At 37.7% G+C, this 25,489-nt stretch carries 26 protein-coding genes and 1 riboswitch; of the genes, 14 read left to right on the top strand and 12 right to left on the bottom strand.

The window, feature by feature from the left end; all coding sequences use genetic code 11:
* Window positions 1-108: 108 nt before the first annotated feature.
* From NYQ66_RS00225 to NYQ66_RS00205, 5 genes are all read right to left on the bottom strand, one after another.
* The gene (locus tag NYQ66_RS00225; RefSeq protein WP_259865499.1) at window positions 109-1,413 is read right to left on the bottom strand and encodes a hemolysin family protein; all 1,305 of its coding nucleotides are present in this window, start codon (window positions 1,411-1,413) and stop codon (window positions 109-111) included.
* Between the two features lie 105 nt (window positions 1,414-1,518).
* A complete protein-coding gene (locus tag NYQ66_RS00220; RefSeq protein WP_259865481.1) occupies window positions 1,519-2,301 on the bottom strand; it encodes a TerC family protein in 783 nt (260 codons plus the stop codon).
* A 155-nt stretch (window positions 2,302-2,456) separates the two neighbouring features.
* Complete coding sequence (locus tag NYQ66_RS00215) at window positions 2,457-2,582, bottom strand: FbpB family small basic protein (protein WP_259865472.1); 126 nt, start codon at window positions 2,580-2,582, stop codon at window positions 2,457-2,459.
* A 386-nt stretch (window positions 2,583-2,968) separates the two neighbouring features.
* A complete protein-coding gene (locus NYQ66_RS00210; protein ID WP_259865454.1) occupies window positions 2,969-3,799 on the bottom strand; it encodes a hypothetical protein in 831 nt (276 codons plus the stop codon).
* Complete coding sequence (locus tag NYQ66_RS00205) at window positions 3,789-4,313, bottom strand: RNA polymerase sigma factor (protein WP_259865450.1); 525 nt, start codon at window positions 4,311-4,313, stop codon at window positions 3,789-3,791. The genes NYQ66_RS00210 and NYQ66_RS00205 overlap by 11 nt, the downstream gene beginning before the upstream one ends.
* Window positions 4,314-4,517: 204 nt before the next feature.
* Here NYQ66_RS00205 and NYQ66_RS00200 point away from each other — a divergent pair, with 204 nt between their 5' ends.
* On the top strand, window positions 4,518-5,039 hold the full coding sequence (locus NYQ66_RS00200; protein WP_259865441.1) for a hypothetical protein: 522 nt from the start codon (window positions 4,518-4,520) through the stop codon (window positions 5,037-5,039).
* A gap of 66 nt (window positions 5,040-5,105) precedes the next feature.
* Here the strand turns inward: NYQ66_RS00200 and NYQ66_RS00195 are convergent, their stop codons facing one another.
* A complete protein-coding gene (locus tag NYQ66_RS00195) occupies window positions 5,106-5,609 on the bottom strand; it encodes a hypothetical protein (RefSeq protein WP_259865431.1) in 504 nt (167 codons plus the stop codon).
* Window positions 5,610-5,877: 268 nt separating this feature from the next.
* On the opposite strand from NYQ66_RS00195, the gene NYQ66_RS00190 reads away from it, so the two are divergent.
* The 4 genes from NYQ66_RS00190 (at window position 5,878) to NYQ66_RS00175 (ending at window position 8,677) form a co-directional block, all read left to right on the top strand.
* The gene (locus tag NYQ66_RS00190) at window positions 5,878-6,333 is read left to right on the top strand and encodes a DUF2269 domain-containing protein (protein ID WP_259865429.1); all 456 of its coding nucleotides are present in this window, start codon (window positions 5,878-5,880) and stop codon (window positions 6,331-6,333) included.
* A gap of 190 nt (window positions 6,334-6,523) precedes the next feature.
* Window positions 6,524-7,696, top strand: a complete 1,173-nt coding sequence (gene trpB, locus NYQ66_RS00185; RefSeq protein ID WP_259865426.1) for a tryptophan synthase subunit beta — start codon at window positions 6,524-6,526, stop codon at window positions 7,694-7,696.
* A 112-nt stretch (window positions 7,697-7,808) separates the two neighbouring features.
* A riboswitch (cyclic di-GMP riboswitch) is annotated at window positions 7,809-7,895 on the top strand.
* Window positions 7,896-7,954: 59 nt separating this feature from the next.
* The gene (locus NYQ66_RS00180) at window positions 7,955-8,104 is read left to right on the top strand and encodes a hypothetical protein (protein ID WP_259865423.1); all 150 of its coding nucleotides are present in this window, start codon (window positions 7,955-7,957) and stop codon (window positions 8,102-8,104) included.
* Window positions 8,105-8,245: 141 nt separating this feature from the next.
* Window positions 8,246-8,677 carry a DUF6376 family protein gene (locus NYQ66_RS00175; protein ID WP_259865413.1) on the top strand — a complete coding sequence of 144 codons (432 nt, stop codon included), beginning with the start codon at window positions 8,246-8,248 and terminating at the stop codon, window positions 8,675-8,677.
* A gap of 68 nt (window positions 8,678-8,745) precedes the next feature.
* Here NYQ66_RS00175 and NYQ66_RS00170 read toward each other — a convergent pair whose 3' ends face one another.
* Window positions 8,746-9,123 (bottom strand): hypothetical protein, encoded by a 378-nt coding sequence (locus NYQ66_RS00170; protein ID WP_259865400.1) that lies wholly within the window; start codon window positions 9,121-9,123, stop codon window positions 8,746-8,748.
* A gap of 417 nt (window positions 9,124-9,540) precedes the next feature.
* Between NYQ66_RS00170 and NYQ66_RS00165 the strand changes: the two genes are divergently transcribed.
* From NYQ66_RS00165 to NYQ66_RS00145, 5 genes are all read left to right on the top strand, one after another.
* Complete coding sequence (locus NYQ66_RS00165) at window positions 9,541-9,693, top strand: hypothetical protein (RefSeq protein WP_259865397.1); 153 nt, start codon at window positions 9,541-9,543, stop codon at window positions 9,691-9,693.
* A 127-nt stretch (window positions 9,694-9,820) separates the two neighbouring features.
* On the top strand, window positions 9,821-10,729 hold the full coding sequence (locus tag NYQ66_RS00160; protein ID WP_259865395.1) for an LCP family glycopolymer transferase: 909 nt from the start codon (window positions 9,821-9,823) through the stop codon (window positions 10,727-10,729).
* 17 nt (window positions 10,730-10,746) lie between these two features.
* Window positions 10,747-11,229 (top strand): VanZ family protein, encoded by a 483-nt coding sequence (locus tag NYQ66_RS00155; protein WP_259865385.1) that lies wholly within the window; start codon window positions 10,747-10,749, stop codon window positions 11,227-11,229.
* Between the two features lie 317 nt (window positions 11,230-11,546).
* On the top strand, window positions 11,547-12,740 hold the full coding sequence (locus tag NYQ66_RS00150) for an amidase (RefSeq protein ID WP_259865381.1): 1,194 nt from the start codon (window positions 11,547-11,549) through the stop codon (window positions 12,738-12,740).
* 2 nt (window positions 12,741-12,742) lie between these two features.
* Window positions 12,743-13,603 (top strand): fumarylacetoacetate hydrolase family protein, encoded by an 861-nt coding sequence (locus NYQ66_RS00145; RefSeq protein ID WP_259865375.1) that lies wholly within the window; start codon window positions 12,743-12,745, stop codon window positions 13,601-13,603.
* 87 nt (window positions 13,604-13,690) lie between these two features.
* On the opposite strand, the gene NYQ66_RS00140 is transcribed toward NYQ66_RS00145, so the two are convergent.
* Window positions 13,691-14,386: a TerC family protein gene (locus tag NYQ66_RS00140; protein WP_259865372.1), complete on the bottom strand. Its 696-nt coding sequence runs from the start codon at window positions 14,384-14,386 to the stop codon at window positions 13,691-13,693.
* 448 nt (window positions 14,387-14,834) lie between these two features.
* Between NYQ66_RS00140 and NYQ66_RS00135 the strand changes: the two genes are divergently transcribed.
* The 4 genes from NYQ66_RS00135 (at window position 14,835) to NYQ66_RS00120 (ending at window position 19,130) form a co-directional block, all read left to right on the top strand.
* The gene (locus NYQ66_RS00135) at window positions 14,835-15,881 is read left to right on the top strand and encodes a fatty acid desaturase (RefSeq protein ID WP_259865369.1); all 1,047 of its coding nucleotides are present in this window, start codon (window positions 14,835-14,837) and stop codon (window positions 15,879-15,881) included.
* Window positions 15,882-16,129: 248 nt separating this feature from the next.
* The gene (locus NYQ66_RS00130; protein ID WP_272480053.1) at window positions 16,130-17,251 is read left to right on the top strand and encodes a sensor histidine kinase; all 1,122 of its coding nucleotides are present in this window, start codon (window positions 16,130-16,132) and stop codon (window positions 17,249-17,251) included.
* A 14-nt stretch (window positions 17,252-17,265) separates the two neighbouring features.
* Window positions 17,266-17,865 (top strand): response regulator transcription factor, encoded by a 600-nt coding sequence (locus NYQ66_RS00125; protein ID WP_259865365.1) that lies wholly within the window; start codon window positions 17,266-17,268, stop codon window positions 17,863-17,865.
* Window positions 17,866-18,137: 272 nt separating this feature from the next.
* On the top strand, window positions 18,138-19,130 hold the full coding sequence (locus NYQ66_RS00120) for an aldo/keto reductase (RefSeq protein WP_259865348.1): 993 nt from the start codon (window positions 18,138-18,140) through the stop codon (window positions 19,128-19,130).
* Window positions 19,131-19,275: 145 nt separating this feature from the next.
* Here the strand turns inward: NYQ66_RS00120 and NYQ66_RS00115 are convergent, their stop codons facing one another.
* From NYQ66_RS00115 to NYQ66_RS00100, 4 genes are all read right to left on the bottom strand, one after another.
* A complete protein-coding gene (locus tag NYQ66_RS00115) occupies window positions 19,276-21,708 on the bottom strand; it encodes a glycogen/starch/alpha-glucan phosphorylase (protein ID WP_259865343.1) in 2,433 nt (810 codons plus the stop codon).
* A gap of 62 nt (window positions 21,709-21,770) precedes the next feature.
* A complete protein-coding gene (gene glgA / locus NYQ66_RS00110) occupies window positions 21,771-23,198 on the bottom strand; it encodes a glycogen synthase GlgA (RefSeq protein WP_259865335.1) in 1,428 nt (475 codons plus the stop codon).
* 12 nt (window positions 23,199-23,210) lie between these two features.
* Entirely contained in the window at window positions 23,211-24,317 is a 1,107-nt protein-coding gene (glgD, locus tag NYQ66_RS00105; protein WP_259865322.1) for a glucose-1-phosphate adenylyltransferase subunit GlgD, read from the bottom strand.
* A gap of 27 nt (window positions 24,318-24,344) precedes the next feature.
* On the bottom strand, window positions 24,345-25,487 hold the full coding sequence (locus tag NYQ66_RS00100; protein ID WP_259865318.1) for a glucose-1-phosphate adenylyltransferase: 1,143 nt from the start codon (window positions 25,485-25,487) through the stop codon (window positions 24,345-24,347).
* Window positions 25,488-25,489: the final 2 nt, after the last annotated feature.

Here is a 25,489-nt window from a genome sequence, read left to right as displayed (position 1 = left end):
TGGAAGGAATGACCGATTTTTTTAAACTGCTTTTCACTTCACTTTTGATATCTTCACAAAAACACCCTACTTTTTCACTGGTCTCGAACCGTCCCCATGTTCACGACCTTAGCCGACTGTTATATACACTTCTTCAATTCGCTTTTCTGAGATTTTACTTACTTCAAAAGTTAAGTTTTTATATGAAATGGTCAACTGTTCTTCCTTTTTAGGAATGTAACCTAATTGGCCAACTAAAAATCCGTTTAAAGTATCATACTCATCCGATGGTAACTCCACGCCAATTTTATCTTCCACCTGATAAAGATGGGCAGTACCAGACACTAAATAATGGTGTGGGCTAATTTCGTTTATTTCTTCTTCCTCAACATTGGTATAATCATGCTCACTGCGGATTTCTCCTACGATCTCTTCGATAATATCCTCAATCGTAATCATACCGTCAGTTCCACCATATTCATCCAATACAATGGCAATATGAATGTTATTTTTCTTCATTTCCTGAAAAACCATGTCAATACTTTGCGTTTCTAAGACGAAATATGGATCTCGAAGCATGTCACGTAAGTTAAAGTTTTCTTGTGTACCGTCTTCTATAAATTGAATTAAGTCTTTGGAATGTAAAACACCAATGATTTTATCTATGCTTTCTTCATAAACAGGAAAACGTGTGTATCTTTTTAAACTAACTAGATTCACAATTTCTTGTAAATTAGCCTCAATGGAAAGGACAGCCATATCAGTCCGGTGGGTCATAATATCGGATACTACCTTATCATTAAATTCAAAGATATTATTAATCATTAATTTTTCACTCGTATCAATGGTTCCTCTTTCCCCACCAACATCAACCATCATACGTATTTCTTCTTCAGTAGCTTCTTCGTTCTCAGCATTTGGATCTACGCCAAATAAGCGCACGATAGCATTCGTTGAAAAATTTAATATTGCTACAAATGGATAGCTAACCTTGAACAAAATAGTTAATGGAATGACGGCAAAATTAGCGATCATTTCTGGCTTTTGTAAAGCAAGTTGTTTTGGTACAAGTTCACCAATTACTAAGGTAAAATAAGATAACAATATAGTAATCGTGATAACCGATACCGTTTTTAACATGGCCAGACTAAGGGGGACACCCAGATTATATAGTGCGCTAGACAGAGGTTCGGAAAAATAATCCGCAGCAAACGCACTTGCTAAAAATCCAGCTAAAGTAATCCCAATCTGGATCGTTGCTAAAAAGCGACCAGGGGAAGAAAGCAGGTGAAGAAGTTTAATTGCTTTTTTATCGCCTTGATCTGCCATCTTTTTGACTTTATTGTCGTTTAAAGAAACGAGTGCGATCTCTGATGCTGCAAAAAAAGCGTTGACGATAATTAAAATAACTAAAATGATAATTGCGGTTGACATGAAAAGCCTCCATTAATAAATATCTTTCTTATTATGCGTATTTAAATTAAATTCTATGTTATCACAAAGCGAAAAGCTACTCCAAAACTGGAGCAGCTTAACCCATTAACTCGCTTTTTCTAACTTTTCAACTTCTTTATCCTTCGTTAAGAACCATCCTGCGGCAGCTATTCCAATTAGAACGGTGTAGAAGAAGATCTTCCATTCTTTGGAGTGGGCAAACTCGTAAGAAAGGACGCCGATATCTGGATGACCGAGTGTTAATACAGCAAGCTTTACACCTACCCAACCTACGATGGCAAACGCTGCAATCTCAAGACCTGGTTTTGAATGTAATAATTTCACAAATAAGTTAGCAGCGAAACGCATGATAATTAAACCAATTAATCCACCAGCAAAAATAACAAGGAATTTTCCACCATCCATACCGCCAATTGCCGGTAAGTTGGTATTCGGTAATGTCATTGCAAGTGCCACAGCAGCAAGGATCGAATCAACAGCAAATGCGATATCCGCTAATTCTACTTTGATAACAGTTCCCCAGAAGCCTGACTTTTTTCTTTCCTTCTTTTGTTCGTCTTTTTTACTTTCAAACTTTTTAAATAAAAGTTTTCGGGCAATATGGTTAATGGCGATGAACAAGAGGTAAAGCGCACCAATTGCTTGCACCTGCCACACGTCTACAAGGAATGAAATGACAAATAGTGACGCAAGACGGAATACAAATGCTCCGGCTAGACCATAAAATAATGCTTTTTTGCGTTGCTCGTCTGGAAGGTGTTTAACCATAATTGCTAGAACTAACGCGTTGTCAGCAGCAAGTAAACCTTCTAGTGCAATTAGTAATAATAATACCCATCCGTACTCTAATAACAATGAAACATCCATGCTTTATTGTTCCCCTTTATATATGTGAATTTTTTTGCGTTAAGAAAGTGATAAATCTTTAGCTAAGAAGTGTAATCGACGTAGAGAAAAATTGAATGTACCAAGTATAAGAAAAACTAACACATTCGCAAAAGAGCAGATGCGAGTTGTTCTAATTATTTTTGCCCAACATGCTTTGCTTCTATTTTCTGTTCAATCTTCTCGAGCATTACTTTATCCTTTAACAACTCCTCTTTGTTTTTCTTGATTAAATCGTCAAAAGATATCTTCTTTTTATTCATCCGTCCCACCATCCTTTTTCAAAATTATATTATTTGAAAGTTCGTTATGGTTTTCTGGCAAAAATAAAACCTTTACCAGAAAGTGGTAAAGGTTTTAAACACAATAAAAGACCTTCACCATTGGTAAAGGTCTTGCTAACAACGATCGTTGCCAACAAAGCCGAGAGATAAATCTCCGTAATGACGACCTTGCTGTAAAAGCTACTCCCCTTTAGGAGAACTATTCAATTAATTAAGAATAATATATTCTAATTCAAAAAGTTTGTCAATAGAAGATTGTGAACAGGGGGACGGTTCTCCTGTTCACGTTGTCTTTCACTTACAGAAGGTAAGCTAATTTCTCAGTTGATTTGGAAACACAAGAACCGTCCCCATGTTTCCATTACCTATTCTAGATCGTTTGATTTTACGTCACTTAGGATCCATTGATTGTCTTGCCATTTTGCGTGGTAGATCATTTCTTTACTTCCAATCAATTCATTGTGTTGCGTTTGGATAATTTTGTAATTTTCTTCATTCACTTGTTCAATGGTAAAATCAGCTTCTTGGTCAAGCCAAACAGGTGCTTCTGTCGGTACAATGTGTAAACTTCCATCGCGCTCATCAATATAAATTTCTACAAGCGAGGATGCGCGTTCTTCAGACATGATTTCTTCAAAATGACGCTGCACATCACTTTTTGATTCGAACATGGTATTCAAATTGTTGTTATTTCCTGCCTCTAGCACAACTTCAAAATTTTGCTTGTAGTTTTGCATGAGCTCTATAGCAACTTCATCTGTAAACATTGGAATGTCATTTTCTTGTTCTTCATTATCTGAAGAGGGATTTTCATCCGGTTCTGTTTTGTTATTTTGCTCTTGATCTTGGTCCTGATCGGAGCTCTGGTCTTGCTCAGGGCTTTGGTTTTGCTCTTGATTCGTATCATTCTCTAAGTCTTGCTCGGAAGGTTGATCAGTATTTCCAGTACCGGCAGTATTGTTCTCATCATCATAAAACGTGTTCACACCTAAAATGGTAAATAATATCAACGCAGCTACAGTCGCAATCGTTGCTACTACTTTTTTCATGAATATTCCTCTCCTTCCCAGTTGTACTTCATTCTTTTTGAGGGCGTCCATAATATTCTCATGGATGTCTTCTTTCTGTTTCTGATTTAACTGATGGGTAGGAAAATTACCTAACTTTTGATTCGTAGTGCGTTGTTCATTCTTCATTGTAAATCCTCCCACCTTGAACCATTCGAATAGCTTTCATTGCACGGTGAAAATTGGTTCGTACTTTTGTTTCTTTCCAGTTCAAAATTGCAGCAGTCTCTTTCACAGATAATCCTTGAATACCTCTAAGGATTAGAACGTCTCGATAGCTTTTCTTTTGGTTGTTAATTGCTTGGTATAACGCCTGGTTTTGTTCGTTTTCAAGGAGGATTTCTTCTGGAGAAGACTCCAAATGATTTTTTCGTATATGCTCATCGAATGGTTTTGCGTGTTTACTTAGCCTTGTTTCCTTTTTCCTAGCATGATCAATAGCAACATGACGAGCGATGCTAAAAAGCCATGTTTTCGGACTTGCTTCTTCCTTATAAGACTTTAACCCCTTACCGGCTTTAATAAACACCTCTTGTACGAGATCCTCTACATCCTTAGAGCCGGTATAGTAAACGAGAAAGTCATAGACACAATCGCTGTATTGGTAAAACCATTCTGAAATAATTTTGCTCGTGTTTGACATATTATGGTCCCCCGTATCTGGTCTCTCTAACTTAGACGGATACAACTCATTTTTGTGTCACGTTTTTTTTGAAAAAAACGTGAACACAAGAACCGTCCCCATGTTCACGAAAAGAATATACCTTGGTATAATATCTTGCAAATTTGTCCTTCGATAAAATAAGGAGGAGAACGATATGTAAAGAAACTTTTTGGAGGCCTAATTATGATAAAAAAAAGCGTGTTATTGCTCTTTTGTTTGTTTGGCATAATCTTGTTTTTAAGCGGATGCTTTGGTGATTCTATTTCGATACCTGTTGGGGAGGAAGGGGAAAGTATATCTGTTGGTGGCAATGAAGAGGATGGTTTTACACTTGAGACTAAGAACGCAGATGGCGAAAGTGTTTCTCTGAGTTCTTCTAAGGATTTGCCGGATGATTTTCCAGAGGATATCCCATTCCCGGAGGAGTATCAGATCATTAGCACAGTTAAATTGAATGATGCTGGAGAGGAAGGGATGAATGTTTCTTATATGACAGAAACAACCTTTGATGAAGTTTGGGAATTGTATAAGAATTTTATGAATGATAATGGATTTGAAAGCAATACGGAAATGACTAGTAATGAATATAGCTCTTTAGTGATGCAAAAGGATAACGAATCGGTTAGTGTTACGGTCATAGCAGCGGAAGGGGAAAGCACGGTAACCGTTAATCTATCGTATATAAAAACAGCAAGTCCAGAATAAAACAGGGAAGAGACCAATCATTTTGTTGGTCTCTTCTTTTTTTTGCCCAGTAAATGAACACATTATTTAAATTAACCCTAGTTTTTTCGCCTTTTCTTTTGATACTACTTTAGGGCTAAAACCACCTAATTCTATAATGAAACTTTCATGCTCGGTACGAACATTGTAGAAGTCCTCTATATGTGTTCCTAGTATTTCTTTCACTTCTTTATCAAAAAAATTGCTAATCTCGAGACTAGCTTGCGGTGTAACCTGATATACTTTATCATATTTTTGTTTTGATTCCACATTGTGATCAAAAGTATGTTCAAGTTCCAATGGATTATAATTATTTTCTCGTTGATTATAGATTCTTTCAAGTAGTTTAATTACTTCAAAGAAGCCAATAAAGACAATACCCCACATGACGCCACTTGCGAATATAACCCATCCAATGATACCTTGTAATTCCCCCAAAACATAAAAGTCTTCACTAGTTCCAATATACAAGCCTATAAACATACCACCTACGATCACAACAACACCAATAACCAAAAAAGCAGAAACAACCAAATTCTTCCTCACATCCACACAAACACCTCCAAAAAATAAGGAAACACAGGGACAGACTTCATCAACACAGGGACGGTTCTTCTGTTTCCATTTTAATGATTTTAATTTTAATCATGGTAACCTGGGGCAAGTATCCTACATCTCATCCAAGAACGTTCTCACCAGAGACTCTTTCCCCAGAACCCTAACGTCTCTTACCCACACTAACTACATATGATCATTATCACTTTATAATTCTGTTAGATGATATAAACTAGTACCATAGAACGTATTAAAGGAGAAAAACATGGAGCAACTATATTCTATACTAGTCTTTATTCATATTTTTTCAGCGATCATGGGAATGGGTCCGGGCTTCTTCTTAACAACTATTCCTAAATCAGCATCAACGATGACAGAGCTGAGGCATGCGTATGCGATTAGACATAAGCTACACATATTTGTAATGATCGGAGGCACCCTTTTACTCATAACTGGTCTAGCAATGGGAGCAATTCATCCGTATTTGTTTCGCATGCCATGGTACATCATTAGCTTAAGCTTGTACCTCATTGCACTCGCGATGGGACCAACTGCACTAAAGTGGTATGCCAGGCCAATAAAACAATTGCTTGTAAACCACAAAGGAGAAGAAATCCCCAAAGAGTATGATCGTTTATCTAAGTCACTTTTCCTAGTAGAATATTTTGAAAACACTATTTTTATTATCATCATTATACTAATGATCTGGAAGCCTGTGTAGGGATAATAAATCTACCAGAAACTAACATTCATTCATCCCATAAAACTGTTACACAGAAACCACGTAAAAGCCGCAATCCTAATCTTTTTCGTGGTAATTTAGTGAAAAAACACAAAAATTATCTGAAAATTTTGTGATTAGGTGGTAAAATAGTAGGACAAGAATCATGATTTATAAGGAGGATACGAAGATGGCAAAAGAAAATAGTGTAGCAGAACCTGGTTTTTATGGTGAGTTTGGCGGCAGTTATTTACCACATGATTTACAAAACGTATTAACTATGCTTGCAGAGCAGTTTGAAAAATATAAAGATGACCCGGACTTTCAAGAGGAATTTCGCTATTATTTACGAGAATATGTTGGTCGTGAAAATCCTCTGACATTTGCTAGCAACCTAACAGAAAAAGTTGGTGGAGCAAAAATTTATTTAAAGCGTGAAGACTTGAATCATACAGGTGCACACAAGATTAATAATGTTATTGGACAAATTTTGTTAGCAAAACGAATGGGTGTACATCGTGTGATCGCTGAAACCGGTGCTGGCCAGCACGGTGTTGCAACAGCCACTGCATGTGCAATGTTTGGAATGGATTGTACGATTTATATGGGCAAATTGGATACGGAAAGACAAGCATTGAACGTATTTCGCATGGAACTTCTAGGTGCAAAAGTAGTAGCGGTTGAGAAGGGACAAGGCCGTTTAAAGGATGCGGTGGATGCGGCGTTAAATGATTTGGTTGAAAACTATGAAACGACATTCTATTTACTAGGTTCTGCGGTTGGACCACACCCATTTCCGACAATGGTGAAGCACTTCCAATCGGTGATTAGTGAAGAGTCAAAGCGTCAGATTCTGGAGAAAGAAGGGAAATTACCAGCAGCTGTTGTTGCATGTGTAGGTGGGGGAAGTAATGCAATCGGAGCATTTGCCCATTACATTGACGAGCCTGGCGTTCGTTTAGTTGGCGTTGAACCTACGGAAGCTGCAACCATTACAAATGGGGTGCCCGCAGTGATCCATGGTTTTAAATGTTTGACGCTACTGGATGAAAATGGCGAGCCACAACCGACGAACTCGATTGCTGCTGGTTTAGATTACCCTGGTGTTGGACCAGAGCATAGTCATTTAAGTACGACTGGACGAGCGGAATACGCTTCGGTAACAGGCCAGGAAGCGCTTGAAGCTTTTCAAGAACTATCAAGTGTAGAAGGGATCATCCCTGCATTAGAAAGTTCCCATGCCTTAGCTTATGCTACGAAACTAGCAAAAACGCTATCTCCTGAGGATTCAATCATTGTAAATTTATCTGGTAGAGGAGACAAGGATGTCGCTCAAGTATATGAAATGTTAAAAAATAAATAGGTCTATATTTTGACAAAAAAGAGATTTCTACTTGTAATTTCATAGAATATAAATAGAGCTTTTGTCGAAAGTGTTGCTAGTTTCAATAGAAAGACTATAATGAATGTAAGTCATACGACAAAGGCAAACTTATCGAAAGGTAAGGACGCAAAGCTAAGGACCTAAAACTCTCATGAGTCATGGTAGCCTAGTTACCGAAGAATTATCGGATCAATGTAAAAGATCACTATTCTGACGTTTCTAGGAGGCGGATTGGTTTTGAGAGAATTTTTTAAACGAATGTATAAATGCCGAATTAGAGGGATTCATAAAATTAGTGTGAGTGAAGGGATCTGTATCCGTTGTCATCAAACGATTGATCATTTGAGACACGATGTTCCACCACTTGCAGAAGAGCAAATCAGATAAATTAAAAAATATATGAGAAGCTGCCAATCGTATTAGTTGGCAGCTTTTTTGCTTTTTCTATAATTCTATTATCTTTATAAAAAAACGAAACTTTCAATCGATTATAGCGTATATTTAAATGAGATATGAAAGGAGAAAGATATGAAAAAAATCTTAATTGGAATTACCTTCATTTTGGTGTTGGGTGGTTGTGGATTTTTAGAGGATGTTAACAACTCTTTGGATTATACAAAAGAAGCAACGGAACATATCAATACATTAACTGATTTTGCAAAAGAAGCACCGCAAATGATAGAAGATGCTGCCAATGACCCAGCTGCAAAAGAGCAACTTGAAAGCCATTTAAATACGTTACAGGAAGAAATAGAAGGATTTAACACTGTTGACGCACCTGCTATGGTCGAAGATATTCATAATAATCTAGTAAATAAAAATGAAGAGATTCTTAATGAAATTAATAAATTGGTCGAAGATGGTCAATTGACAATTGAAAAAATAGAAAACGCCGAAATCTTTCAAACCATTAATGAAGTACAAGACCTAATGAAACAAATAGAAGACTTAGGGCTATAATTTTATAAATAAAAAAGCGATCATTACCTTTATTGAAATGTTCAGGTAATGATCGCTTTTTTATTCGTCTAATTTCTCCTAAATCTAGACCCTTTATGCTCATTTGGTTGTTCCTCACTAATCTTTGTAAAAATGTCTTGGAAAATCGATTCAATATCTTCATATTCCTCATCTGTAATGGGTTTTACTTTAGCTAACTCCCCATCTTCAACAATTGCTTCCACCAGGAGGTTTAGTTCCTCTACTTGATCCTCTCGCTCTAAAGCAAGAAACTGGCGGTCATCATGAACTAAATTACAGAGGACGGTGTACTCACCATAAGAATCTGGTTGTTCTGGGTCGCCGATGGAAATGGTAACCGGCTCATCAAAAATAGGTTTATCTAATCCATTTTTAATCCGTTTATAGTCGTTGAGATTAATAACCTTATTTTTCTCGGACCTCATATAAACGCTCCTCACTTTTTGGATTAGGAAAGGTGCTCCATTTACAGGGTATGTAATAAAAGTACCTATTATTACCAACACATTTATCTTTAGACTACATAACTAATAATAGAAATTGTTTCATGAATACTGATGCTCACTCCGTGGATTTCAATCAAAGTGTACGGAGTAGAGATGGTTTATAGGAACTAAGACATGGTTATTATCCTAATCTTGTAGAAAAAGGGTAGTACTTATGTCATAATTTGTAGAACGATTTTTCAAAACAGTATTTTACAGTTATTGTAATTCTGTGTTAATATATATTTGTTGTTGTCGAATTTGTAAGAAAATTCAATAGATTCCTTGTGTAAAACAATGCATATTGAGCGATTAAACATAGATAATAACTTTGTGTGAGGGGGTATGAGGGTTCAAATGCGTGGTAAAAGTGAAACAGAGCAGCTCTTAATGTTACTAACGGATGTACATAATAAAGGAAATGCAGGTGCAACGTTAAAAGAAATAATGATACAATTAAAGGAAGAGTTGCCTAAGATTACGAAACAAAAGGAATACTCTATGAAATAATGTTTTTCTAAGGAAACCTTTATTATAGACTTATAGAGAACATGTGCCACGGGGTGCATGCTCTTTTTTCTGATGTAAAATGACTGATTGACTTTCATTAAAACTTAATAACGATTGGAGAAGAAAAATGACGAAGGATAAAAAGAAAAAAGTGAATATATGGGTGAAATTAATTCTATCCACTGTGTTATTAGTTGTTTTATCTGTTGGTGGCTATAGTTTAACCGTCTATCAGAATGCTAAGGAAACTGTTAATGAACATCTCTATCATCAAGTAGAAACAATTGACCGTGAAGTGGTTAAGACGAAAGTGAAGGCGCAACAGTCACTAAATGTGTTGTTATTAGGCGTTGATGAACGTTCGTATGATAGAGGAAGGTCCGATGCAATGATGGTTCTATCGTTGGATCCTAGTGAAGACAAAGCACAACTCATAAGCATTCCGCGTGACACACGTACAGAAATTGTTGGTCGAGGAACCGAAGACAAGATTAACCATGCCTATGCATTTGGCGGACCTGATATGTCGATTGCTTCTGTAGAAAATCTACTAGATATTGAGTTAGATTATTATGTTCGCGTTAATATGGAAGGATTAGCTGAGTTAGTCGATGCAGTTGGTGGAATCACGATTGAAAATGATATTGCCTTTCAAGACTTTCAGATTGGAACACTGCAATTAACAGGTGAAGAGGCGTTAAGCTATGTCCGAATGCGAAAACAAGATCCTCGAGGTGATTTCGGAAGAACAGAGAGACAACGAAAAGTGATTCAAGGAATTATTGATCAAGGTGCTACGATTGGATCGGTGACAAAAATTAACGACTTACTGGGCGTTCTCGGTGAAAATGTAGCAACAAATATGGATTTTGATGATATGAAAAACGTAATGTTTAATTATAAGGATACAAGAAAGAACTTTAGCACGTACCAGTTACAAGGGAGTGGCACGTATATCGACGGCATCTACTATATGACTGTTACGGATGAAGAAGTAGAGAAAGTCCATAATATGATCGTGAAGAAAACTTCATAAAAAAAGAATTAAGTAGTATGAAAATTATCATGGCTGTCCACACTTCTAGAAAAAAAGTAGGGATAGCCATGTATGTTTTTCTTTTACTTATTTGGATTGTTATCATATTAATCGCAACTTGTACAAATGATGTATCCGCACTGATCGAACGTGGTGAGATTCAATTTTCAATTGATACGACCCCTGATTTTTCAGGCTTCTTCCAATTGTCTTTACAACAATCAACAAGTGTATTTGAATTGGGCGGACACGCCTGTATTTTCTTTGTGTTAACCATGCTTTTTTTATATGTCACCAAAGAAATAGTAGCAGCGATCATGTGCTCGATTGTTTTTGCCATTATAACGGAGATGATCCAACCATTCTTTGGTCGAGGTGCAGAACTCTTGGACTTATTAGCATATTTCTTTGGAATTGGATTGTATATGGTTCTATATGGGGTTGTAAGTTTGTGTTTGTTAATGGTGCAAGGGTTCTATCGCCTCTTAACTGTAAAATAAAGTCTACACCATCGTATAACATGTCATGCCAGTAAACGTCTTTTTAAAGGTTGTTGGAGTGTTCGTTTCAACTGTGCCGATGAAAAAGGCGTTTTTAGTTTGAATTATTCAATCAAACCTAATCTTCTATAGTACTTTTGCAAACTTTAGTATCATACACATGAATCCAAATATAAGTTAGTATTTATGACGATTGGCGTTATGTTTGTTGACATGTGGATTATAGTCAATTATAGTTTTTATATCAAACCAAAAAAACTGAATTTTTAGAAATAATGTTGTGCATCACATATTTATCATTAGTGAGGGGGATGTTCGTGGAGGATCAGTGGCGTGCATATGTAGATGAACAAGTAAATGTGCCGCCTTCTGCTGAAGGTGTATTACATGGTCTTACTTATGCAGTTAAAGATGTTTTTAATATAAAAGGCTACGTATCAGGTGCTGGAAATCCTGATTGGAAAAGAACACATCCTATCCCAAGTAAGTCCCATGCAAAGGCAATCGAACTTCTTATGCATGAAGGGGCTACTTTAAAAGGTACGACACATACGGATGAACTTATGTACAGTTTAAATGGTGAAAATTATTACTTTGGCACACCGATTAATCCCAAAGTACCTGAACGGATTCCTGGTGGTTCATCTAGTGGATCTGCAGTCGCTGTTGCGGCGGGATTAGTAGATTTTGCGTTAGGTACGGACACTGGTGGTAGTGTGCGCATTCCTTCCAGTTATTGTGGGATTTATGGATTTAGACCTACACATGGGGTGGTTCCGATTGAAGGGGTTATTCCGTTAGCAAAAAGTTTCGATACAGTTGGCTGGATGACCCAAACAATGGAACGTCTTGTACAAGTGGGACGTGTGCTTATCCGAGGTGGTTCAAAGGATCATGTAATAAAAAGAATCATCATTCCAGAAGATGTTTTGGAGTTGATCGATCTCGAGTTCCGACAAATTACGAACGAGAAAATTGACCAAATAAAAGAGCATGTCGATAAAGTTGAGTCTGTCCGACTTGCATCGGGTGGCTTAGGTGAATGGTTAGAAACATTTAGAGTTTTACAAGGTGCAGAAATTTGGGAAACACACGGAGCATGGATTGAAAAATACAATCCAACATTTGGTCCTGGAATCCGAGAACGATTTGAATGGACTAAATCTATCACAGAAGCAGAGGTGCAAGGGGCACTAGAAAAGCAAAAAGATATCCAAAAACGAATGCAGGACATTTTACAAGATGATGGTGTAGTTATTATGCCTACCGCACCATCCAGTGCGCCGATGTTAAATACTGACGGAGAAGCACTAGATTCCTTCCGACAACGATTGTTAAGGATGACTAGTATCGCAGGTTTGAGTGGGTTGCCGCAGGTTACGTTACCATTAGTTAACAAAGATGGAATGCCTATAGGTATATCCATTATTGCGAACCGGAAGAGTGACTTAGGATTGCTTGCGTGGACAGAGCAGATCTTAAACAAGATTGAAAAAGTCAGGGGAGGATAACAATGAGGTTATCAACGTTAAAACAAAATGGCTTAGAAACTGCTGCGATTAGGGTAAAAGATAACTTTGTCTTGATGGAAAGTATTAATCATAACGAAGGTAAAGAGTGGCCTGTTGAGATCTATGATTTATTGCAACAAGGAAAGTTAGAGGAAGTAATAGATTGGTATGAAAACGGTGGAAAAGCAAAGTTATTAGATTACGAAAAAATACCGATGAACGAAGTAATATATGCTCCGTTATACCGACGTCCAAGAAAAATATGGGGAGTAGGGCTAAATTATATTGACTCTTCCGAACAGTCCCTAGAGGATGTTCCCTATAGTGATCCCGTAAGCTTCATGAAACCAGACACGTCCATCATTGGACCAGAAGATAACATACAAATCCCGCATCAGTCAAAACATACTACAGCAGAAGCAGAGTTAGCCATTATTATTGGAAAAGAGTGTTATGACATATCTGAAGAAGAATCAGAAGGTGTGATCGCCGGTTACACGACAGCTTTTGATATGACAGAATCTAAGATCCATAGTGAGAATCATAGATTCTTGACACGTGCAAAGAGCTTTAATACATTTTTTAGTTTTGGTCCTGAATTGATTACAAAAGGAGCTATTTCAAATGTATCAGAATTGGTCATCCAAACAGTCTTAAACGGTGAAAAGAAACATGAAAATACGGTAATGAACATGAGGTATTCCCCCTATTTTATCGTTTCTTTCCATTCTAAAGTGATGACCTTACTTCCGGGTGATATTATTTTAACTGGAACGCCAGGAGCTGTCTTGATTAGAGATGGCGATGTAGTTGAATCGCATATTACTGGTTTTCAACCACTTATTAATAAGGTGGTTGGATAAGCTTCGCCCATTTAAGTGGGTGTAGGATATAATCTAAAGAAGAAAGAGACGACGAGATCATACTTGTCGTCTCTTTCTTCTCATCTATCACTGATATTCTTGTTCCTTATTTTTAATATATCCCGACAGTAATACTGCGACCATAAGGATCGTTGCAATGATATAGGTAATTGGGCCATGAGATAGGTTCAAGAACCCTTTAATTTTCACATCATCCAAAATCATTTCCCCGGCAGTCCATGCGAGAATGCCGGAACCTACATAAGCAATCCATCGAAACTTGTCCATTGCTTTTACAATCATTTTTGATCCGAAAATCATAATAGGGATACTAATTAAAACACCCATTGCAATCATTTTCATATCACCGTGTGCTGCACCTGAAATCGCAACAACATTATCTAAGCTCATGACAGCGTCCGCAACAATAATCGTGGAGATTGCTCTTAATAATCCAGAATGGGACTTAATAGTAGTGTTTTCTTCTTCCTCAACAAGAACGTTATACGCAATCCAAAGCAATAACAATCCACCAATTGCATGAACAAAAGGAATCTTTAACAGGAATATAACGATTAATGCAAAAAAGATACGCAATATGATTGCCCCAGCCGTCCCCAATAGTATCGCTTTATTCTGCTGGTGTTTTGGTAAGTTCTTTGTTGCCATGGCAATGACAACGGCATTATCACCAGAAAGAATTATATCAATTGCGATGATTTTCAATAGTGCAATGATTGCCCCTGATGATACTTCTGATAGTAGTGGTGTATAAAAGTCCAATCTTGTTTCCCCCTATATAATTCTATGTACAACGTAATCAAAAGCAACTAACAATCAAGGTTACACTTGCGTGGAGTGATAAAGGACCTTATGAATGCATAGAGGTGTAACCACGAATGTGAAGGTTGTCTATACTAAACGTATGATAAATATTGTGTGTTCATTATCTTTTCTGTAAAATTCCGTGGAAAAAATTCATGACTGGTATCTTGCTTTGCTTTATACCCACATTATTTGACTTACACTAGGTTAATTTTATCTGCCGTACTGATAAAATTTATGCTAATTATTTAAATTATTTTTGAAAAACTGGAAATAAATAATGGAGTGTATGACATTTGTCATATATAAATCCTGACGTTTATGACTTCTATCGGTTCTTGCATTTCTTTATCATATAGTTATAACCAAGCAAAAGTGTAGGAACGTTATGCTTAAGGAGGAAAAAATGAGTAGACAAAAACAAGCACAACTTAGAAAAGACGTAAAACCATTTGAAAAAGCTGATACAAAGTCGAGTGTGATGCAATTAGTCAACACGATCCCACCATTTTTTCTACTTTGGTTTCTAGCCTATCAAAGTTTATCGATATCGATCGGCTTAAGTATTGCCTTAGCTGTCATCGCAGCAGGGTTCGTAGTTAGAATATTTATTATTTTCCATGACTGTACACATCAATCGTTTTTTAAAAACCCGAAAGCAAATAGAATTTTAGGCACAATCACTGGTATCCTTACCCATTTTGCATTTGAAAAATGGAAGCGAAGCCACTCCATTCACCATGCTACAAGTGGTAACTTGGATAAGCGAGGAACCGGAGATATGTGGGTAATGACTGTGAATGAATATGTTAAAGCACCATTTTGGACAAGGTTGGCTTATCGTTTATACAGAAATCCACTCGTCATGTTCGGATTAGGACCATTCTTCCTATTTCTTGTTGATAATCGTTTCAATAGGAAAGGCGCACGTCGTAGAGAGCGCTTGAATACGTATTTGATCAATGCAGCCATCGCTGTTATTTATACAGGAATGATCTTATTGATCGGATGGAAGGCATTCCTCATTATTCAATTACCTATTCTATATATATCAGGTATGTTGGGTATTTGGTTGTTTTATGTGCAGCACCAATTCGAGGATTCTTATTTTGAAAATGAAGATGAATGGGATTATGTAAAAGCTGCAGTTGATGGAAGTTCGTACTATAAGCTACCAAAATTAATGCAGTGGATTACTGGTAATATTGGCTTTCACCATGTTCACCATTTAAGCCCTAGAGTGCCGAACTACCATTTAGAAAAAGCGCATGAATCAACGCCGCCGCTGCAAAAGGCGACAACAATAACATTATTGTCAAGCCTAGTTGCGATCGGTTTCCGTTTATATGATGAAGACAACAAAACATTTATAAGTTTCAAAGCGGCTAAAAAAAGGATAACAAAGCCAAAAGTGCAATTTATGCATTCTAAACCAAGTGTGCAAGATGAATAAACCCTTCTTTTGGAAGGGTTTTTTGTTTGAAAATTAGTTAGATACTGAATTAGCGTTAGAAGTCACTGAATTACGGGGGAAACTTACTGAATTAGTGGCAGAAGTAACTGATTAAACAAGAAAGTTACTGAATAGTTGTAAAAATTAACTGAATTAACAAAAAGCCAATTAAACTAGAGCGAAAAGCCCGGTGATTAACTTGGCTTATCCTACAAAAAGAAATATAGTAATAGTAAAAGGAGTTTATTATGCAAAATTGGTTTCACTTGTTCCCTAAAAATACTGGGGTAAGTCCATACTTATGGCTTGTCTTTTGTATAATGCCATTTTATTTTATTGTACGATCTTCATCCACTGTAGAAGTGATTATTGGAATTATCTTAACTTTACTATTTTTTGCTTCGTATCGACTATCTTTTTTATCGAAGGGCTGGCCGCTTTATTTTTGGGTTAGTACAGATATGGTAATCAGCTTAACGATGACGTGGTTGTTTGGTTATATTTATTTTTCTCTTTTCCTTGCGATGTTTATTGGCCATATTCAAAGGAAAGCAGGATTTATTACTTTATATGTGATTTTGCTAGTATCAACAATTGCATCGGTGATTATAGGTTTCTTTATGGAAACAGACATGTTCCTAACACAAATGCCATTTATTATTATTTGTGTGATTGGTGTCATTTTACTGCCTTTTAATATGTACAATCAAATAAAGCAGGATAAATTAGAGGAACAATTAGAAGATGCAAACGAACAAATCTCTAAGTTAATGGTAATGGAAGAACGTCAACGTATTGCGCGTGACTTACACGATACATTAGGGCAAAAGCTTTCCTTAATCGGCTTAAAAAGTGATTTGGCTGGGAAGTTAGTAACCGTTGATCCTGATACAGCCAAGAATGAATTAACAGATATCCGTCAGACAGCTAGAACAGCGTTAAAAGAAGTGAGAGAGATGGTTTCTAATATGCGAGGGACGAATCTAAAAGAAGAGATTGTCCATGTGAAGCAAATTTTAGATGCCGCACAAATCGAGGTTTCCATTGATGGGGACCTAAAACTTATTCAAACACCATCGTTTGTTGAAAATGTACTGAGTATGTGTCTGAAAGAAGCGGTCACAAATGTAGTCAAACATAGTAAAGCAACTGTTTGCCATATAACTATTTGCCAATCACCTGACGAATTGTTAATCCGTGTACAGGATGACGGAATTGGGATGCGTTATCCGATAAGTGAAGCGGAGGGGCATGGCCTTAGTGGTATGAGGGAACGACTCGAGTTTGTGAATGGAAGCTTAGATTTCAAAATAGAGCAGGGCACAACGCTCAATATTAGAGTGCCGAATGTAATCCAACAAATCGAATAGAGGGGGAGGTTCGTATGATTCGTATTGTGTTAGCGGAGGATCAACGAATGCTATTAGGAGCACTTGGATCATTACTTGATCTAGAAGAAGACATGGAAGTTGTGGGAAAAGCTAGAAATGGAGAAGAGGCCATATCACTTGTAAAACAACATGAACCAGATATTTGTATTATGGATATCGAAATGCCGTTGAAAAGTGGACTTGATGCGGCAGAAGCAATGAAAGATTTGCCGTGCAAAGTCATTATTTTAACTACATTTGCAAGAAGTGGCTATTTCGAAAGAGCGAGACAAGCAGGGGTGAGCGGCTATTTGTTAAAGGATAGTCCAAGTGAAGATTTAGCGAACTCTATTCGCGTAATTATGGATGGCAGAAGGGTTTATGCTCCGGAATTAGTAGACCTTGCTTATAGTGATTCCAACCCTTTGACTGAACGAGAAGAGCAGGTCATTGGATTAATGGCTGGTGGGAAAAATACGAAAGAAATCGCAAGTGAACTTCATCTAACAAATGGTACGGTCCGCAATTATGTTTCAGTTATTTTGGATAAACTTGAAGTCACCAATCGTATTGAAGCAATTTCCAAGTTTAAAGAAAAAGGTTGGTTTAAATGAAAGTGGGGAAAGGCTTAATCTCCACTTTTTTCTTTTGCGAATTAAGCTCTTCTGTGTTCCCCCTCGTAATTCCAATCCATTTCATCTGTTCGACATCCAATGATTTTCTACATAATTAAAACCCTCTATTTCCGGTCATCACATTGCCTAAATAAGATAAGTTGTATAGAAGCATGGACTTCGTATCATATACCAATGTAAGATAATAGATTAACCGCATCAAATCGTTTACCATGTAGATATAGTATTTGAGCGAAGGGAAGTGTGTTGCGATGGTAGTTTCGACAAATGTGCCTTTAAGAAAGTTAGGGCAGTCTGCATTAGAAATATCCGCTCTTGGTCTTGGTTGTTGGCAATTCAGCAAAGGAAGAGGTATGGTTGGTCGTTTTTGGGCAGAAATGGATCAACATGATATAAATGAAATTGTAAAGATGAGTTTAGAAGGTGGCATCAATTGGTTTGATACTGCTGAGGTCTATGGGAAGGGTGAGTCTGAAAAAGCGCTGGCAGAAGCATTAGAAAGTATTGGGCTTCCTGCGAACGATGCCTTGATTGCAACAAAATGGTGGCCGATGTTTCGGACAGCTTCTTCCATTACCAAAACAATTGACCATCGAATTGAAGCATTGGATGGTCGTACAATAGATCTTCATCAGATTCACCAGCCGTTCTCTTTTTCAAGTGTTGAAAAGGAAATGGAAGCTATGGTGGAACTCCTTAAAGCAAATAAAATCAAGCATGTCGGTGTTAGTAATTTTAACGAGGATAAGATGAAAAAAGCGCATCAGGTATTATCGAAGCATGGGTATTTTCTAGCTTCTAACCAAGTGAAATACAGTTTATTGGACCGTAGCATGGAGAAGAATGGGGTGCTTGAAGCAGCGAAACAACTTGGCATCACGATCATCGCATACTCACCATTGGAACAAGGGATTCTATCCGGAAAATTTCATAAGCATCCAGAACTTGTAAAAAAGATCCAAGGACCTCGTAAGTATATGTCCTTTTTTAAACCGGCAGGACTGGCAAAAACAAAGCCTTTAATTGATTTACTAGAAGAAAAAGCAAAAAAGTATGGTGTTAGTCAGACGCAAATTGCACTGAATTGGTTAATTCATTTTCATGGAGAAACCGTAGTAGCGATCCCGGGTGCGTCAAAACCTCACCACGTTCAGGAGAACATTGGCGCGTTGCAGTTTACGTTGTCTAAAGAGGACCTGGACGAGATCGATCAAGTCTCTAGACAAGTTGCTTTGTTTGATTGATTTAAAAAGTGGTAGTAATAACAGAAGTTGACTAACCTAAATCACCATAAATAAAATCATATAAAAACAGCGCTTGGATGATTTGAAATCCAAGCGCTGTTTTTTCATGTTGTACTCCAAACCGAAACCAATTAACAATCAAAGCTCATGTTTTGTATTGATTAATTTTCCAAATGCCAGTTGCGTATTCTTGAATCGTACGGTCACTTGAGAATTTTCCAGAGTGTGCAATATTTACAAGGCTTTTTGATAACCATTTACCTTTTGTGCGGTAGGCTTGATCAACTAATTGTTGTGTTTCTACATAAGCCTCAAAATCTTTCAAAATAAAATAAGGGTCGTTGGTGCTAAGGATGTGATAATAAATATCTTTGAATTCTGCCCCTTGATGTCCAAAATGACCATCTCTTAATTGGTGTAGGATCTGAGTGATTCGCTCATCATTTTGATAGAATTCATTTGCCTTGTACTCTCCATTCTGGTAATACTCAAATACCTCTTCGGATCGTAAGCCGAAAATAAAGATATTCGGATCGCCAACTAGATTCTTTATCTCAATATTTGCCCCATCAAGTGTGCCAATCGTCAATGCGCCGTTCATCATCATTTTCATATTGCCGGTTCCAGATGCTTCTTTTCCAGCAGTGGAGATTTGCTCGCTTAAATCTGCTGCGGGAATAATTTTCTCTGCCAAGCTCACATTATAGTTTTCCAGAAAAACAACCTTTAACTTATGCTTTACATCCGGGTCATAATTAACAATCGAAGCAACCGTGTTAATCAGCTTAATTACTTCTTTGGCAAAATAGTAGCTTGGTGCCGCTTTTGCTCCAAAAATGAATGTTCTTGGTGTGATATCTAAATGCGGATTTTCCTTGAGTTCGTTGTATAAATAAATCACATGAAAAATATTAAGTAATTGTCTTTTGTACTCGTGCAATCGTTTGATTTGCACATCAAAAATCGATTGCTCATCTACTTTAATCCCGGTGGTTTGATGGATGTAGTGTGCGAGCTCTTTTTTATTTTCTTGTTTAATCTGGTCCAATTTATCTAACAAAGGACGATCCTTCGCATACCGCAGCAAATGCGTTAGCTCTCGGGGACGGTGAACCCAACGAGGGCCTATCGTATCTGAGATTAATGTAGCTAGCCGAGGATTCGTCATTAACAACCATCGTCTATGCGTGATTCCGTTTGTTTTATTATTAAATTTGCTTGGGTACAGCGTGTAAAAGTTTTTCATTTCTTGTGTTTTCAAGATTTGCGTATGAAGCTTTGCAACACCATTTACACTAAAGCTTCCAACGATGGCGAGTCTTGCCATATGAATTTGCCCATCCGCAATCACTGCCATCTCATGGATGTTGTCACGAAGTGCTGGATGGTCAAGCCAAATCGATTGGCAGAAGCGTTCATTAATCTCATCGATAATCATATATAAGCGAGGGACGAGGGATTGAATCATCGCGATCGGCCACTTTTCCAATGCTTCTGATAAAATCGTATGGTTGGTGTAAGCAAAAACTTTTGTTGTAATTTCCCAGGATTTCTCCCAGCTAAATCCTTCCTCATCCATCAATATCCGCATTAATTCTGGTATTGCTAAACTTGGATGTGTATCATTAATCTGGATAACGACTTTCTCCGGTAAATGTAGTAAGGATTGTCGTACATTAGCTTTATAGTCGTTTATAATCTTGCGAAGACTCGCTGCGACTAGGAAGTATTGTTGTTTGATTCGTAATCTTTTTCCTTCTTCGCTAGAGTCATCAGGATAAAGAATTCCCGAAATTTGTTCAATGGAATGATGGTGTTCTAATTGCTGGTAATATTGTGATTCATCATGTTGTTTTTCCTCACCGGTCATGACCGGTTCAGCACTCCACAACCGCAGTGTATTAACAACCTTGTTTTGATAACCGACAACTGGTACATCATAAGGCATCGCGAGTACTTTATCTGTGTCCTCGTATTTGAATTCCAGTGTTCCATCATCACGCTTTAGCATGTGCACCTTTCCGCCAAACTCAATTTCGAATGCTTCTTCAGGTTTCCTCGTTTCCCATGGGTATGGATCTTTTAACCAATAATCAGGTAATTCCGTTTGATAACCGTTGATAAACCGCTGCTCAAACATCCCATATCGGTAACGGATGCCGTATCCATGCCCGGGGTACTGCATCGTAGCCATCGAATCTAAAAAGCACGCAGCTAACCGGCCTAATCCACCATTCCCTAACCCAGGATCATGCTCCTCTTTATACACGCGTGCTGGTTCAAATCCGAGTTTTGTCAACGTTTTATTACAAACTTCCCACATGCCGCTATTTAATAGATTACTTTCCAACAAGCGACCGATTAGAAACTCCATTGATAAATAATAGACTTGTTTTGGTTTCTGTTTTTGATAATACTTTTCAGAACGCAGCCAGTTTTTGTTGATCTCTTCATTCGTAATAGCACTGACGACATAATATAAATCCCTATTTGATGCATCGGTCATGGATTTACTGAACATTGTTTCTAGCTTAAGTCTTATTGTTTCCGCTAACTCATCAACCTTCCATTTCGTCAATGCTGAAGCCTCCTTGAAAATACAGATCAAATTTCGCTCGCTAGCCTTTCTTTTTATCTCGTTTAGGAAATAACATACCCGAGTGTATTGTAAAGTTCTGCATAGGCTTTGGCGGAGTCATTCCAGCTAAAGTTACTTTTATTCACGTTTTTTAATAAGGTTTTATAGTGTTCCTCATTGTGATAGATCTCTAAGGAATACCGCAGTACATGTAACAAGTCATGGGCGTTGTAGTCAGAAAAACTAAAGCCATTTCCTTCTCCAGTAAGTTCGTTATATGGAAATACGGTATCCTTTAATCCGCCAGTCTCTCTTACAATCGGTACGGATTTATACTGCAGTGCGATTAGTTGTGATAACCCACACGGTTCAAACTGCGATGGCATGACGAAAAAATCACTGGCTGCATAAAGCTGTCTTGCAAGTGCCTCGTCAAAGCCTAGATAGGAAACCAATTTATCCGGGTTACGTTGCCCTGCATGATAGAAAAAGTTTTCAAATTCATAGTCACCAGTACCAAGGACAACAAACTGTACATCCTCTTGTAAAAATTCATCGAGAATCGTTTGGACTAAATGTAGCCCTTTTTGCTCAACGAGACGCGTGATGATTACGTATAAGGGAATGTCTGGATTGACTGGTAAGCCTAACTTTTGTTGGAGACTTTCTTTGTTTTCCTTTTTCTTTACTCTTGAATACTTATAGTTGGATGTAAGGTGCGGGTCTTTCATTGGATTAAACTCATCCAAATCAATTCCGTTAATAATTCCAACTAGATCATCTTGTCTTTCTGTTAGAATCGAGTAAAGTCCTTCCCCGTAATAAGGCGTTTTAATTTCGTCTGCATAGGTTGGACTAACCGTTGTTATTTTATCTGCGTGAAAAATGCCGCTTTTCATACAGTTAAGTAATCCGTTCCATTCCATCCCGCCAATATGCTCTCGAGGTATATTAAATAGCTCATCAAATGTATCCAAGGGTAAAATTCCTTGGTATTTAATGTTGTGGATGGTAAAAACAGTTTTCATATTTTCAATAGGTTGTAGGATTTTAGCAAAAGCGACGGCTAAGCCTGCTTGCCAATCATGCCCGTGGAGAATGTCGGGTTTAAAGTCTAGTACGGCAAGCGATTCTATAACAGCCCGGCTAAAAAATACAAAACGCTCGCCATCGTCATAATACCCGTACACACCTTTTCTACTAAAATAATAATCGTTTCCGATGAAATAGTAGATGATCCCTTGATGTGTGTATTGATAAATGTTAGCTTCCTGGTTTCGCCATCCCACCGGTACATAGACCGAGGACACCCACTCTAGTTTGTCTTGCCACTTCGAAATAACTTCTTCATATAGCGGTAAGATGACTCTTACATCCGTATTTTCCTCTTGCTGGAGCACTTGTGGCAGGGAACCTACGACATCAGCTAATCCACCAGTTTTTACAAAAGGGCTACACTCTGATGCGACGAATAATACATTCTTTTCCATATAAATCGCTCCTTATATAATTGTTCTTTTGGCTATGATATACGGCTGCTCTTTTGCTCCCTTAAGAATCTGCTCTTTCGATATGCTTACATCTTTATCTAAAATAACATTTTCCAAATGGACACCAGGTTCAATCTTGCAACGTTGCATGATAATCGAATTTTTAACGGATGCTCCTTCACCAACATGTACCCCGCGAAATAGAATACTATTTTCGACGCTTCCATCAATGACACAACCAGTGGCAATTAATGATTTCGTTACGATGGATGTACCACGATACTTGGTCGGTGGTTGGTTGCCGACTTTTGTCATAATAGGCGTACTGTCGAAAAACAGTTTTTTATATGCATTGGTATCTAGCAAAGCCATATTTTGTCGATAATAGCTTTCGACAGAATTAACAATGGCGCTATAACCTTCGTAACGGTATGTTTGTATGTTTAGCCGTTCAAGATTTGCTTTAATGCCATCCAAAAAGAAGTGGCTTTTATGATTAGCAATACAGTCCTTAACTAAATCTAGTAATAATGACTTTCTAAGGATGTACACACCGGTAAAAATATGTGCATTTTCTGTATCATTGTTTAAACAAGTGACCCATCCGTCTTCATCTTGAACGACTTTAATACAAGCGTTATGTTCGGAATGGAGCGTCTCGTATGTGGTCGTTAAGATCGTAACGTCAGCATTTCGATCCAGATGGTGTTGAAACATCTTGTCATAAACCGTGTTAGAGATAAACTGACTTCCACTTATTAATACGTAGTCAGATTTTCCGCGTTCGAAATAATCTAAGTTGTTATGAAAATACTTGAGGTCCCCTTTTGAAATATCCGTTGGGTCATTCCAATCAGGGGGAAGGATGAAGAGACCGCCATGACGCCTGTCTAAATCCCAGTCCGCTCCTGAACCCAAATGGTCCATTAATGACCGATACTTATTCCTTGTGAAAATAGCCACTTCCTGGATGTTGGATTTCGCCATATTAGAAAGGGTGAAGTCGATCATTCGAAACCTTCCACCAAAAGGTACGGCTGCTCCACATCGAAAATACGTTAACTCATTTAAAAAATCATGTTCATGCTCTAAATTAATTAATCCCATCATAGTTTCCATGCTAGCAACTCCCCGGCTTTATTATCTCTATGCATTCATCATTTTCTTTTGATTCTCAATTGATAAAACAATTGGTTCCTGATCATCTGATGCGATGAGGGTAGTGTTGTCAGGAATCACGACGTCTTCTTTGGCAATCACACGTTCGAGGTACACATTCTTTCCAACACGTACACCAGGATGTAAAATAGATTGCTTGATCGTTGCGCCTTTTCCTACTTGCACATTTTCAAATAATATCGAGTGGTCTAGTGTGCCTGAAACGATACAACCATTGTTGACCAAAGACTGGTGGACAACAGCGTGTTCATCAATTAGCTGTGGCGGGAAGTTGGAGTCATGTGAATAGGTTCTCCACTCGTTGTTATTTAAGAAACGTTCTAAATCCTCTGCTAATAAATCCATATGTGCTTCCCAATAGCTTTCAATGGTACCAACATCTTTCCAATAGCCTTCAAATCGGTAGGCATAAAGGCGAAGGTTGTCAGCCAACATGGCTGGTAAGATGTTTTTGCCGAAGTCATGATCTGAATCTGGGTCTGTTGCATCTTTTTCTAGATAGTCCTTTAACACGTTCCAGTTAAAAATATAAATGCCCATCGACGCTAAGTTACTTTTTGCATGAAGAGGTTTTTCTTCAAAATCATAGATTCGTAGATCGTCTGTCGTGTTCAAGATGCCAAATCGAGATGTCTCCTTCCAGGGGACTTCAAGTACGGAGATGGTTACATCTGCTTGTGTTTTTTTGTGATGACGGAGTAGTTTGTCGTAATCCATGTGGTAAATATGATCACCAGAAATAACGAGCAAATAATCTGGATCATATCCTTCAATGTACGTTCTATTTTTCGTGATCGCATCGGCAGTGCCTAGGTACCAGTTACCACCGGTATGCTCGGTGAAAGGGGACAATGTGGTCAGTCCGTCATGCATCCGGTCCAAATCCCATGGTTTACCTACACCAATATGTTTATGAAGTTCCAGTGGGGAGTATTGTGTTAACACCCCAACTGTAAACATGTGCGAGTTTAAGCAATTACTTAATGCGAAATCAATAATTCGGTACCTTCCACCAAAAGGTACTGCTGGTTTTGCAAGATTTTGTGTTAACGCACCTAACCTTGTTCCAGCACCACCTGCTAAAAGCATCGTTACGCACTCTTTTTTCATTC

The sequence above is a fragment of the Aquibacillus koreensis genome (genome assembly GCF_025154055.1).
Lineage (GTDB): Bacteria > Bacillota > Bacilli > Bacillales > Amphibacillaceae > Aquibacillus_C > Aquibacillus_C koreensis.
The sequence above is the reverse complement of the archived record's forward strand: the minus strand, read 5'-3'. Positions and strand labels throughout refer to the sequence as shown.

What these genes read in the sequence shown, in the direction of transcription:
- glgD (WP_259865322.1), bottom strand. Translation starts at nt 24,317, where the DNA reads ATGGAAACTATGATGGGATTAATTAATTTAGAGCATGAACATGATTTT.
- NYQ66_RS00145 (WP_259865375.1), top strand. Translation starts at nt 12,743, where the DNA reads ATGAGGTTATCAACGTTAAAACAAAATGGCTTAGAAACTGCTGCGATT.
- glgA (WP_259865335.1), bottom strand. Translation starts at nt 23,198, where the DNA reads ATGGAAAAGAATGTATTATTCGTCGCATCAGAGTGTAGCCCTTTTGTA.
- NYQ66_RS00130 (WP_272480053.1), top strand. Translation starts at nt 16,130, where the DNA reads ATGCAAAATTGGTTTCACTTGTTCCCTAAAAATACTGGGGTAAGTCCA.
- NYQ66_RS00155 (WP_259865385.1), top strand. Translation starts at nt 10,747, where the DNA reads ATGAAAATTATCATGGCTGTCCACACTTCTAGAAAAAAAGTAGGGATA.
- NYQ66_RS00190 (WP_259865429.1), top strand. Translation starts at nt 5,878, where the DNA reads ATGGAGCAACTATATTCTATACTAGTCTTTATTCATATTTTTTCAGCG.
- NYQ66_RS00125 (WP_259865365.1), top strand. Translation starts at nt 17,266, where the DNA reads ATGATTCGTATTGTGTTAGCGGAGGATCAACGAATGCTATTAGGAGCA.
- NYQ66_RS00100 (WP_259865318.1), bottom strand. Translation starts at nt 25,487, where the DNA reads ATGAAAAAAGAGTGCGTAACGATGCTTTTAGCAGGTGGTGCTGGAACA.
- NYQ66_RS00215 (WP_259865472.1), bottom strand. Translation starts at nt 2,582, where the DNA reads ATGAATAAAAAGAAGATATCTTTTGACGATTTAATCAAGAAAAACAAA.
- NYQ66_RS00200 (WP_259865441.1), top strand. Translation starts at nt 4,518, where the DNA reads ATGATAAAAAAAAGCGTGTTATTGCTCTTTTGTTTGTTTGGCATAATC.
- NYQ66_RS00160 (WP_259865395.1), top strand. Translation starts at nt 9,821, where the DNA reads ATGACGAAGGATAAAAAGAAAAAAGTGAATATATGGGTGAAATTAATT.
- NYQ66_RS00225 (WP_259865499.1), bottom strand. Translation starts at nt 1,413, where the DNA reads ATGTCAACCGCAATTATCATTTTAGTTATTTTAATTATCGTCAACGCT.
- NYQ66_RS00205 (WP_259865450.1), bottom strand. Translation starts at nt 4,313, where the DNA reads ATGTCAAACACGAGCAAAATTATTTCAGAATGGTTTTACCAATACAGC.
- NYQ66_RS00165 (WP_259865397.1), top strand. Translation starts at nt 9,541, where the DNA reads ATGCGTGGTAAAAGTGAAACAGAGCAGCTCTTAATGTTACTAACGGAT.
- NYQ66_RS00175 (WP_259865413.1), top strand. Translation starts at nt 8,246, where the DNA reads ATGAAAAAAATCTTAATTGGAATTACCTTCATTTTGGTGTTGGGTGGT.
- NYQ66_RS00220 (WP_259865481.1), bottom strand. Translation starts at nt 2,301, where the DNA reads ATGGATGTTTCATTGTTATTAGAGTACGGATGGGTATTATTATTACTA.
- NYQ66_RS00120 (WP_259865348.1), top strand. Translation starts at nt 18,138, where the DNA reads ATGGTAGTTTCGACAAATGTGCCTTTAAGAAAGTTAGGGCAGTCTGCA.
- NYQ66_RS00170 (WP_259865400.1), bottom strand. Translation starts at nt 9,123, where the DNA reads ATGAGGTCCGAGAAAAATAAGGTTATTAATCTCAACGACTATAAACGG.
- NYQ66_RS00210 (WP_259865454.1), bottom strand. Translation starts at nt 3,799, where the DNA reads ATGAAGAATGAACAACGCACTACGAATCAAAAGTTAGGTAATTTTCCT.
- NYQ66_RS00135 (WP_259865369.1), top strand. Translation starts at nt 14,835, where the DNA reads ATGAGTAGACAAAAACAAGCACAACTTAGAAAAGACGTAAAACCATTT.
- trpB (WP_259865426.1), top strand. Translation starts at nt 6,524, where the DNA reads ATGGCAAAAGAAAATAGTGTAGCAGAACCTGGTTTTTATGGTGAGTTT.